At 70.5% G+C, this 10,036-nt stretch carries 9 protein-coding genes; 6 read left to right on the forward strand and 3 right to left on the reverse strand.

Annotation, left to right across the window (positions count from 1 at the left end; translation table 11 throughout):
• The first annotated feature begins 6 nt into the window (after positions 1 to 6).
• From ACLJRL_RS39980 to mycP, 5 genes are all read left to right on the forward strand, one after another.
• Positions 7 to 387 carry a hypothetical protein gene (locus ACLJRL_RS39980; RefSeq protein WP_410661623.1) on the forward strand — a complete coding sequence of 127 codons (381 nt, stop codon included), beginning with the start codon at positions 7 to 9 and terminating at the stop codon, positions 385 to 387.
• A 40-nt stretch (positions 388 to 427) separates the two neighbouring features.
• Positions 428 to 1,804, forward strand: coding sequence for a hypothetical protein (locus ACLJRL_RS39985; protein WP_410661624.1), 1,377 nt, complete (start codon positions 428 to 430; stop codon positions 1,802 to 1,804).
• 10 nt (positions 1,805 to 1,814) lie between these two features.
• Positions 1,815 to 2,240, forward strand: coding sequence for a hypothetical protein (locus ACLJRL_RS39990; protein WP_410661625.1), 426 nt, complete (start codon positions 1,815 to 1,817; stop codon positions 2,238 to 2,240).
• Between the two features lie 10 nt (positions 2,241 to 2,250).
• Positions 2,251 to 3,474, forward strand: coding sequence for a hypothetical protein (locus ACLJRL_RS39995; RefSeq protein ID WP_410661626.1), 1,224 nt, complete (start codon positions 2,251 to 2,253; stop codon positions 3,472 to 3,474).
• A gap of 93 nt (positions 3,475 to 3,567) precedes the next feature.
• Positions 3,568 to 4,854, forward strand: coding sequence for a type VII secretion-associated serine protease mycosin (mycP, locus tag ACLJRL_RS40000; protein ID WP_410661627.1), 1,287 nt, complete (start codon positions 3,568 to 3,570; stop codon positions 4,852 to 4,854).
• Positions 4,855 to 4,942: 88 nt separating this feature from the next.
• Here mycP and eccB read toward each other — a convergent pair whose 3' ends face one another.
• Positions 4,943 to 6,373, reverse strand: coding sequence for a type VII secretion protein EccB (gene eccB, locus ACLJRL_RS40005; protein WP_410661628.1), 1,431 nt, complete (start codon positions 6,371 to 6,373; stop codon positions 4,943 to 4,945).
• A gap of 4 nt (positions 6,374 to 6,377) precedes the next feature.
• A complete protein-coding gene (gene eccD, locus ACLJRL_RS40010) occupies positions 6,378 to 7,760 on the reverse strand; it encodes a type VII secretion integral membrane protein EccD (protein WP_410661629.1) in 1,383 nt (460 codons plus the stop codon).
• Between the two features lie 101 nt (positions 7,761 to 7,861).
• Here eccD and ACLJRL_RS40015 point away from each other — a divergent pair, with 101 nt between their 5' ends.
• The gene (locus ACLJRL_RS40015) at positions 7,862 to 9,280 is read left to right on the forward strand and encodes a serine/threonine protein kinase (RefSeq protein ID WP_410661630.1); all 1,419 of its coding nucleotides are present in this window, start codon (positions 7,862 to 7,864) and stop codon (positions 9,278 to 9,280) included.
• A 340-nt stretch (positions 9,281 to 9,620) separates the two neighbouring features.
• On the opposite strand, the gene ACLJRL_RS40020 is transcribed toward ACLJRL_RS40015, so the two are convergent.
• On the reverse strand, positions 9,621 to 10,036 hold a 416-nt coding region (locus tag ACLJRL_RS40020; RefSeq protein WP_410661631.1), incomplete at its 5' end, for an HNH endonuclease signature motif containing protein.

Below are 10,036 nucleotides of genomic sequence, written 5' to 3' on the forward strand. Positions count from 1 at the left end.
AAGTACATGAGCGGTCAGGTCAATGTGTGGATTCCGGCGCTGGACAAGTTCGCGAAAGTGGTGGATGTCGAAATCAGGTCCGCGCCGACGATCGACCGGGAACCGATCAAGGAATGCGGTGGCCTGGCGGAATGCGCGGCACTGGCCGGCGCCGATCAGTACATCACCGACGCGCTGAAGTCCTTTCTGGAGAAAGCCGGTCCCGGTGCGCAGATCTTCGGCGTCATGGCGAGGAAGAGCGCGATCGCCTACGGGGCCGCGGGCGAGGCGGCGCAGTCGGCGGTGCAGGCGACCACCAGCCGGCCGCCGAAGGACGAAACGGACGCTCCGGCGTCGGTTCCGCCGGACATCCCGTTCCTGGGGGGCCAGTCGGGACCTCTCGCGTGACCGGACCTGCTGCCCAAGACGCCTCGACAGGAATTGAACGATGACCTACAAAGACGTCAGTTTCGACAGGCAAGTACAGATGTTCCAGGCGGAGATGCAGAACACCTACCCCGCGCTGACCACAGCCCAGGACATGTGGGCGCAGGCGCGGATGTGGGTCGACGACACGCATGTATCCCTCCGAAAAGCCAACAACGAGCTTCGGGGACCCAACTGGGACGACGAGGTGGGCCGGGCCTTCGTCAACTGGGTGGACGAGGCCTGCGAGTCGGGGCTCGGTTCCTGGGGAGGGCAGGAAAAGGCAGCGGAGGGCGCTCCGCAGAGACCCACCGGCAGCATCGACGAATCCCATCTCACCCAGCAGATAGGCGTGCTGCTGGCCAAGATGGAGGCGACCCGATCGATCATGAACGTGTGGGTCGGGATGGTCAACGCCAAGACCGACCCGGACGAGCGAACGCAGGAAGCCAAAAGGGCCCAGGAGAAGGTGGGAGGGCTACTGGACCTGGTCGCACAGCAATACTTGTTCACCGGGAACGCCATGCTCGCCGCCCGCGGCCGGCCCTGGAACGGGCCGACCCAACTCGGCTCGGGGCCGAGTGACAACCCGAATTCCGGGCTCGGCAACGACGGTGCCGGCGTGCCGAACGCCGGAGATCTTCCCTCGGAGGATCCGGGTTCACCGGACCCCGGAACGCCCGAGCAACCGAGCGAGCAGAACCCCACCACCAACCCGCTGGAGCAGGGCACGGAAACCCTCAGCGCGCTGAGCGACGCGTTGTCGGCCGCCGAGCAACTACTCGGCGGCTCGGGCGGCGGAACTCCCGATCTCCCCGATCTTTCCGGCATCGACCCGTCGAAACTGGGCGACTACTCCGACTATGCGGACTACGCCGATTACGCCGACCCGGCAGGCACCTCCGGCCTCCCCTCGCTGGCCGGGATGTCGGACACGGCAGGGCTTTCCGGTGCGGGTGGCGCCGGTGCGGGCGGCGGGCCCGGAGCGATCCCCGGCGCGGGCCTCGGTTCGGGGAGTTCACTGCCGGGAGCCGGGCTGAACGCGGGTACCGCACCGATGGCGTCCGGGCTGAGCCGCGGTTCGGCCTCCGCCGCGGGTGCGGCGGGCGCGGGCGGGATGCCGCCGCCGATGATGCCGCACAACGGGGCCGGAAAAGGCGAGAGCAGCGGTATCAAACCCGGTGACGCGGACCAGCCCGCCGGACGGCAGCGCGGCAAGCCCGCGGGAACACCGGGAGTCCCGCTGCTCGGACGGGCGGTCAACGGAAAACGGAAGTCGCAGCCCGCCGCGCCGCAACGCCGGTGGGACGAGGAGAGCAACACAGTGCAGCTACTCGACGAGGAGCTGTGGCAAGTGAACCAACCGGACAGCGCGGCGAAATTCCGCTCCGGACACTGAGGAGGGGCACATGCCCGGAACAGAGATCAACGGCAATCCCGCCGCGATGAGTGCGTTCTCCCAACATCTCACCGCGCCCGAGATCCCGCCGTCACTGGGACAACGACTGGGCACCATGCCCAACCTGACCGGTTTGTTCGAGGGCGTCGCGATGTCCTTGTTGGACAAGGCGGCTACCGCGAGCATGCTCGCGCTGCTGAGCAAGGTGACCGCGGACATGGTGACCTACTCCGGAAAGGTCGGCGCGGCCGCGGGCGCCTACTCCGCCGCCGACGTGGCCAGTGCGCTGGAACTCGCCGGCACGACGGTCAAGGTCGCGAACCAGGGGTTGTCGATCCTCAAGCAGACCGCGAGTTCGCTCAACCAGGCGGACTCCGCCACCGGTGGTACCGGTGACGCCGCGCAGCCGTCCACCGTCCAGCCCGACTCGGTCTGAGGAGCGAACCGTGATCCCCTACAACATGCTGCCCATCGAGATGCACATGGAGATGATCAACGCCGAAAACGGCAGCGTCCCGGTGCTCAACGACGCGGCGCGGATGTGGACCGAGGTGCGCGGCTGGATCGGCGCGGCCCAGGTGGAGTTGCACACCAGGGTGGCCGAGCTTTCTCCACAGTGGACGGACGAGAACGGCCGTGCGATGGAGGAAAAGACGCAGCGGACCCTTGCCGAGCTGAAGATGTGGGGCGAGCGGATCGACGCGGCGCAGCCCGCCGCGGCACTGACCACACTCGCCGCCTCGATCCCGGCGACCCTCGCGGCCGTCACCGGCTTCTACGACAGCTACCTCGCCGTGGTCGGGATACCGATCGTCGGACAGGCGGCCGCGGCCACCTTCCAGCAGTTGTCGGCGACCGCGATGAACGCGCTCGCCGTCGAGTTCGACATGTCGATCGGCCAGGTGGTCGCCGCGTCCGGGGTGCAGAACCCGGCCGAAGTGCTGCCCACGCAGCAGGTTTCCACGGAGGGCAACTCCCCGACCGATGTGCTCGAGGCGGCTACCGCGGGCATGACGACGCTGCAGGAGTTACAGGACCTCAGCTCGTCGCTGACCTCCGGCGGTTCCGGCGGCGCGGGACTCGATTCGTCGGCATTGAGCCCCAACGTGCCCGGCTGGTCCGCCGGCGGCGGCCCGTCCCTGGCCGGCCTCACGTCCACCCTGCCACCGGTCACGCCCGGCCTGCCCACGGGTCTTCCCGGCGCGGGCCTGCCCCCGATGTCCGGCGCGCCGGTCGCCTCGGGTCTCGGCCTGCTCGGCGCCGCCGGGGCGGGCGCCGGCGGCCTGCCGATGTCGAAAGCGGCCATGGCGAAACGCGCCGCCGCGCAGAGCATCGCCGAAGGTGCCCCCACCGCGGCCGGAGCGAACACCGGTACGGCGGGGAAATCGGCCACCGGTGGCAGCCCGCCGCCGATGATGCCGCCTGCCGGCGGTCACGCCACCCCACCCGGGACCCTCCAGCCCGGGTCCGCGGACCAGCCGACCGGCCGTGCCGGCTCGTCAAGGAAGACGGCCGTGGGAACCGAGGGCGTGCCGGCCGAACTCCGCGGCCGTTCCGGCAGCGGTGACCCGGCTTTCGGCCTCCGAAAACCAAAACGTCCGCGTACCGGTGAATCGGAGTCCGCCTCGGTGGAACTCCTCGACAAGGAGTTGTGGCACACCACGCGATGAGCTGATCGGGTGGATGTCGGCGATGACCACAGGCGAGTGGCCGGTTGCGGCCACTCGCCTGTCTCCGGCGGTGTCCGCGCGGACGATGACATCATGAGACGACACCGGATGTCCGCCGTCGCCGCCGTACTGGCCGCGGCGTCCGTTCAGGCCCTCAGCGGCGGAGGGACGGCGCACGCGGCGCCCCCGCCCGGCGCCTGCCAGGATCCGGAGCCGGCGCGGCCCCCGGTACGAGCACAGCCGTGGGCCCAGCAAGCGCTGGCTCCACAACGGGTGTGGCCGTACAGCAAGGGTTCCGGGGTCCTGGTCGCGGTGGTCGACTCCGGCGTCGACGCCGATCACCCGCAACTTTCCAGGGCGGGCAAGGTCCGCGCGGGCCGCGACTTCTATCTGGCGAGTTCGCTTCCTGGAGCGTTCGACTGCGTGTCACACGGCACCGGCGTCGCCGGCATCATCGCCGCCGATCCGGCGCCCGGTATCGGTTTCCACGGAGTGGCCCCGGACGCGGAGATCCTGCCGGTACGGATCAGTGACCGCGACTTCGACGGTCAGGGCGGATCCCTCCGGATCGATCCGCAGGTGGTGGCCAACGGCATCCGCTACGCGACAGATCAGGGGGCGAAGGTGATCAACCTTTCCCTGGCCGGTCACGACGACTTCGCCGTCATCCGGGACGCTGTCGCGTACGCGGTGTCCAGGGACGCGTTGGTGATCGCCGCGGCAGGTAACACACAGCGCGAATCGACCACCGAACTTCCGTCCTACCCGGCCGCGTACGACGGGGTTCTCGGTGTCGGCGCCATCGACATCGACGGGGCACGGATGTCCGGTTCCCAGATCGGCCGCTACGTGGACATCGTCGCTCCCGGCGCCAAAGTCCTGGCGTCGACGAGGGTGGGCGGGCACGTCTACACCGATGGCACCAGCTACGCCGCGCCGTTCGTTTCCGGCACCGCGGCACTGGTCCGGTCGGCCTGGCCGCAGCTGACCGCGCCGGAAGTGGCACGCCGCCTGATGGCGACCGCGAACCCGGCGCGCGGCGGCCTGCGCAGCCCGGCGTTCGGGGCCGGTGTGGTCGACCCCTACCGGGCGGTGACCGACAGCATGGACACCGCGGCACCGGGGGCCCTGCCGGCCTTCATTCCCGTGCCACCGGACCAGGAACAGCTTGATCGGGCCGCGGCCCGTGAGAACAACGCGACGGCGGCGAAATGGCTCACCGTCGTCGTGGTCGGCGCGATCGTGCTCGCGCTGCTGGTGGCGGTGCTCCAGCCGCGGGGACGCAGGCGCGGCTGGCGCCCGGGCCGCGCGGCGGCGGTGGCCGCCGAACCCGCCGTCGTCGAACCTCCCGAACAGATCTTCCTGCTCTCGCGGGAGTGACCGGACCACCGGTTTGTGGCTGGTCCGTGAAGGCCTCCTTGAGGGACTCTGAGTCCCTCAAGGAGGCCTTCACGGCGGGTGGACCACCTCACCCCAGGGTTTGGCGCTGGGCGGCGGCCGGGTCCAGGCTCGGGCCTTCGGGAAGGCGCGCGACCAGGCCGGCGGGCAGGCGCACCGGGGTGGCCGACGGATATCCCAGCATCTTCAGTACGTCCGGCGAAGCCAGCGGATAGCGGCGGCCCATGTCGGTCACCACGGTGAGCGTCCCGGCGGGCGCCTGCGGGGTGGGCATCGCCTCGACGAGGATCGCGCTGCCCGGGGGCACGTGGACGCGGTCCGCGAGCGGTGTCCCGGACGCGGTCCGGCGGGCGGTGGTGGACATCGGATCCGCGGGCGGCATCGAGGGATCGACGGTCAGCGCGGGTGCGGGAGCGCCGTTGGCGAAGGTCGCGCAGACGGTGGCGTTCTGATCGCGCAGGCGCGTGATCGCGGGCCGGGTGGCCGGGGCCGAGCCCGCTTCGGCCTGGATCGGGTCCAGCTGACGTGACGTGGACGCCAGAGAAGGCGGAAGCGACACGGTTTTCGGCTCTGTGCCGGGGTAGGCGGCCATCATCTGGGCGCTCGCCCGCTGGACGTCGTACTGCAGTTCGGTGATCGGCCGCAGGGCGTCCCGTTCGGCCAGGTAGTGCTGCTGCCCGCCGCCGGAGGTCTGCACCATCAGCAGCATCCCGTTCCGGATGTCGGTGCGGCCGGGTACCGCGGTGGACACCTCCCCCGCCGCGGCCACCGGAAGCGGGCCGATCGGCGTACCTTCCGGGAGCACGTCGAGCCACGCCCGGCCGACCCGCGCCCACGGTTCGGCGGTGAGTGCGAGGCCGGTGCCGACGGCGCTGTAGTCGTTGATCTTGTGCCGGTGCCCGCGCCACACCACGAACCGGTCGCCGGTCGAGGTCGATTCCACCAGCAGCGCCTGGTCTCCCAGGTCGGCGCCGCCGGACGGCGAGGCGCCGGCCAGCAGTACCGATTCCTCGATCCGGCTGCCCGCGAGATCGCTCGCGGGTGCGGAACACAGCGACCACGAACCGGTGAGTAGTTTTTCGGGGCCGGGCAGTGCGTCCGGTGCGTCGGGGATGCCGATCCGGGGCCCGCGCGGGACTCCGGCGAGCGAATCCCGCGAAACCCGTTCCGTGGTGCGGTGCTCGCCGAGCAGCAGCAACGCCGACGCGTAGTTGGCGACGGGGTGCAGCCGGTCGCCCAGGTAGACGTACCGGGTGCCGGTCTCCTTCTCGACGATGACCGCGGCTTCCTTGCGCCAGGCGTTGTTCCCGCCCGGCACGATCATCCCGTACACGCCGACGCACGCCAGCGCCACGATCGCCAGCGCGACACCGGCGAAAGCGGCACCGGAGGGACGGCGAAACGGCGGCTGTTCCGGATCGGTCTCCCTGGTGACGAGCGCGGAGATGGCGCGCTGCACCATGAATTGGTACGCCTGCAGCTGATCCCTTTTGGACGCCATGGTTTCAGCCCCCCAGTCCGCGCACGTAGCCGTACAGGCCGAGCACCGAGCACGCCACCGGAACGACGGCGATCATCACCAGGATCTCGAAGTACTCGGCGATCCTGCCCAGATAAGGATTCGCGGCCTTGGTGCTCAAGACGATGCCGGACGCGACCACGCCCGCGGCGACGGCGAGCGAAAGCGGCCCGGCCAGGACGAGCAGCAGTCCGCGGTCCGTCATGAGCGGGCCCGCGAGCAGACAGCCCGCACCGAAGATCCCGGTCACCAGCACCAGCAGGCGTTGCCGCAGGATCGGGTACAACCGCGCCCGCACCAGGAATCCGGCCGAGAGCAGGGCGACGAGCACGACAGCGGCTTCACTGTCGCTGCGGATCAAGGTGAGCTGGCAGTACATGACCACGAGGGCCGTCCCGCCCAGCATTCCGGTGAGCAGCGCGTCGGCTCTGGCGACGGCGGCGTGCACGAGTTCCAGCGGCGGCTGTGGATCGTCGCGGACCAGATCCGCGGTCGAGCGCGGCAGCACCGGCATCGGGACCCGGCCGAGCCGCAAGGCCAAGGGCGCGAACGTGGTCGACAGCACGAGAACGCCGCCGCCGATCACGGCCGCGGCCCGGTAGCCCGCCAGGTCGTCGAAGGTGGCCAGCCAGCCACCGAGGACGCCGAGCAGCCCGATGGTGGCCGCGCCCGCGAACAGTTCCGGCGCGGCCGTCACCCCGAGATGGCCGACGACCGCCGCGAGCAGCAGTGCCGCGCTCGCCAGCAGCAGGTGGCCGGCGGACAGTTCCCCGATCGGATCGTCGCCCGCCAGCACCAGACCACCGCCGGTGAAGGCGAACGGCAGCGCGACGGCCGCGATCACCGCCCCGGCCCCGGCGTCGCGAAGTGCCCGCGCGAGCATGACGCCCGCGATCAGCAGCAGCGCGGAAACGGCCAGGGACCACGCCGCCGGAGACGTCCACGGCGGGCCCGCGCGCAGTACGGCGACCAGACCGAAAAGGAGCGCCACGGCGCCGACCGCCAGCCCGGCCTGCCGCGTGTGCCGCGGCCCCCACGCCCGGCCGGTCCGACCGGAGCCGGTGGCGATCGCGTCCACCAGATCGTCGTACTCGGGTTCGGGCCATTCGGTGCGGCGCGGCGTCAGATGGAGGATCTCCCCGTCCCGGACCCGGTGCGCGCCCAGGGTCCGGTCCAGATCGAAGGCCGTGCCGTCGGCTCGGCGCAACTGCCAGCCGCCGCCGGAGACCCCGTCGTCGGCCATCCCCTCACCCGCCCGCGCGAGCAGGCCGGGGAGGATTTCGGCGACGGACGCGTGTTCCGGCAGCGCCATGTCGATGCGCCGGTGCGGAGTGGTGATGGTGACCCTGACCAGGCCGGCAGTCTGCATGAGGAAAGCGTCGGCCACGAACGGGGCGCCCGGGCCGCTTCGGCAGGAACCTGCCGCCGGGAAAGCACGCCGAAATCGCGTTGTTGCGCGACAATGGACGCATGCACATCGAGACCACCGTCGGCGGACCGAGGCTGCTCGCCCAGGGCCCCATCGCCACCGTCTACGCGGTCCGGGATCCCGCGTCGGGCAACGAGTTCGCGGTCAAGATGTTCCCCGGCGCCTTCGACCGGGAGACCTCGGCGTGGCTCGACCGCGAGCGGAAGGCGCTCGCCTCGGTGCGCTCGACCCGGTCGATCCTGCAGGTCGACGACCTCATCCAGTACACCGACGGCCGTTCCGGTGTCCGGCGGGAACTGTGCGCGGGCTCACTGGCCGGGCTGCTGGATTCCGGGGCCCGGCTGGGTGTCCGTGACGTGCTCGCCCTCGGATCCGCTGTCGCGTCGGCACTCGCGGCGGCGCACGGGGCGGACGTCCTGCACGGCGGCGTCACTCCGCACAACGTGCTGTACCGCGCGTCCGGCGAGTTCGTGCTCGCCGACTTCGGGGTGGCGTTGCGGCGCCGGTATCCGCGCGATCCGATGTACGCGGTGGAATACGTCGCGCCGGAAACCCTGCGCGACGACACGCTTTCGCCCGCGTCCGACCTTTACGGACTCGGCGCGGTGCTCTACACCGCCTTGACCGGCGCGCCGCCGTTCCCACGCCACACCGGTCAGCAACCCGGCGAGCGAATCCTTCAGGTGCTTCGGGAACCGGTGGCCCCGATCTCGGATCCGGCCGTCCCTCGGGAACTTTCCAGCACGATCCTGCGGTTGCTGGCCAAGGAACCGGCCGATCGGCCGCAGGACGTCGCGTCGTTGGCACGGTTGTTCGCGAAGATGCGCCAGAACGGCGGTGAGATTTCCGCGGAATCCGCCGATGCCGCGACCGAAGAAGAGGACGTCGACGTCGAGTTCGACGACTTCGCCGCGGTCGGCTCGGCTCCTCCTCCCCCGCCGCAGGTCAGGCCGGTCGCCCCTGCTCCGGTGGCGGCACCGACCCCGGCCGGTGGCCGCACGCTGATCCGCACTTTCAGCGGGCCCGTCAAACCCGAACGCCGGATTCCGTGGCGCCCCATCGCCTTGGCCGGCGCCGGAGTGCTCGTCGCGGGGCTGGCCGTGGTGCCGATGTTCCTCGGACCGGCGGAAGTGGGCGGGCAGGCCGTCCCGGTGGCCGCCGCGATCCCGCTTCCCGCATCCTCCGCTCCGGCACCGAACGTCGGGCTCTCTCTGGCTCCGCCGACCGACCTGAGCAGCCACGTCCAGCTGACCTGGCGCGCCGAGGGCGAACTGGACTTCGTCGTGATCATGGCGGGCGAACGGATCGAGACGATGAAACTCGTCGCCCACCGCCAGCGCACCATGGACGTCCCGGTCGATCCGGCCCGCCGCTACTGCTTCCAGATCAGGGCGACCGATGGCCGCCACATCTACACCACCGACCCGGTCCCGATCCGCGGCGCGCAGTGCAACCCGTGAGCTTCGGCCAGGAAGCGCACGCCTCGGGCGTTTGCCGGTTTTCGGCGACGAGTCAGAAGGGTGGTGGCTTCTCGGCGGTGGGAGAGCCACGCGACGTGGCCGTATATCGGCGACGAGCTGACACGGGCACATCGCGAGGCCGCGCAGAGACCGCAGTGGCCTCCCAGTAGTGGGCGGGGCGTGTCGTTGCCGGTTTTCGGTAACGGCCAGAACCGGGGCGGCTTCTCCGCGACGTGAGGCTTGTGGCGCGGTCGGCGTGGCCGTGTTTTGACGACGTGCTCGCGGACGTGTCCCAAGGCTGCGTGGAGCAGGAGCGGTGTTGCCGGTTTTCGGCAACACCTCAGAACGGTGGCGCTTCGTCGGTGATGCGGGGTTCGTGGAGTGGTGGGGGTGTGCTGGTGTGGGTTTGTCCGGTGGGTGTGGTGATCGTCAGGGTTCCGTCGGGCGCGAGCCGGTAGTTCCAGCCTGGCGCATCCTTGAGGCGGTGGTCGCGGCGGCAGAGGTCGATGAGGTCGCCGGCGTCGGTGTTGCCGTGGAACTGCCACGGTGTGGAGTGGTCGATGTCGCAGGCCTGGGCGGGTCTGTGGCAGCCGGGTCTTCGGCATTCACGGTCCCGTACCCGGACGAATTCGTCGAGCCCGGCTGTCGGCTGGTACCGATCCCGGCCCAAATCCTTGACCTGGCCCGACAGCGGGTCGGTGATGATCCGGCGCAGCACGGTATTCGGCCCGGTCGCGATATGCCGGGCGAGTGCTG

It is taken from the genome of Amycolatopsis sp. lyj-112, assembly GCF_046549055.1.
Taxonomy (GTDB): domain Bacteria; phylum Actinomycetota; class Actinomycetes; order Mycobacteriales; family Pseudonocardiaceae; genus Amycolatopsis.

What these genes read in the sequence shown, in the direction of transcription:
- eccB (WP_410661628.1), bottom strand. Translation starts at nt 6,373, where the DNA reads ATGGCGTCCAAAAGGGATCAGCTGCAGGCGTACCAATTCATGGTGCAG.
- eccD (WP_410661629.1), bottom strand. Translation starts at nt 7,760, where the DNA reads ATGCAGACTGCCGGCCTGGTCAGGGTCACCATCACCACTCCGCACCGG.
- ACLJRL_RS40015 (WP_410661630.1), top strand. Translation starts at nt 7,862, where the DNA reads ATGCACATCGAGACCACCGTCGGCGGACCGAGGCTGCTCGCCCAGGGC.
- mycP (WP_410661627.1), top strand. Translation starts at nt 3,568, where the DNA reads ATGAGACGACACCGGATGTCCGCCGTCGCCGCCGTACTGGCCGCGGCG.
- ACLJRL_RS39990 (WP_410661625.1), top strand. Translation starts at nt 1,815, where the DNA reads ATGCCCGGAACAGAGATCAACGGCAATCCCGCCGCGATGAGTGCGTTC.
- ACLJRL_RS39985 (WP_410661624.1), top strand. Translation starts at nt 428, where the DNA reads ATGACCTACAAAGACGTCAGTTTCGACAGGCAAGTACAGATGTTCCAG.
- ACLJRL_RS39980 (WP_410661623.1), top strand. Translation starts at nt 7, where the DNA reads ATGAGCGGTCAGGTCAATGTGTGGATTCCGGCGCTGGACAAGTTCGCG.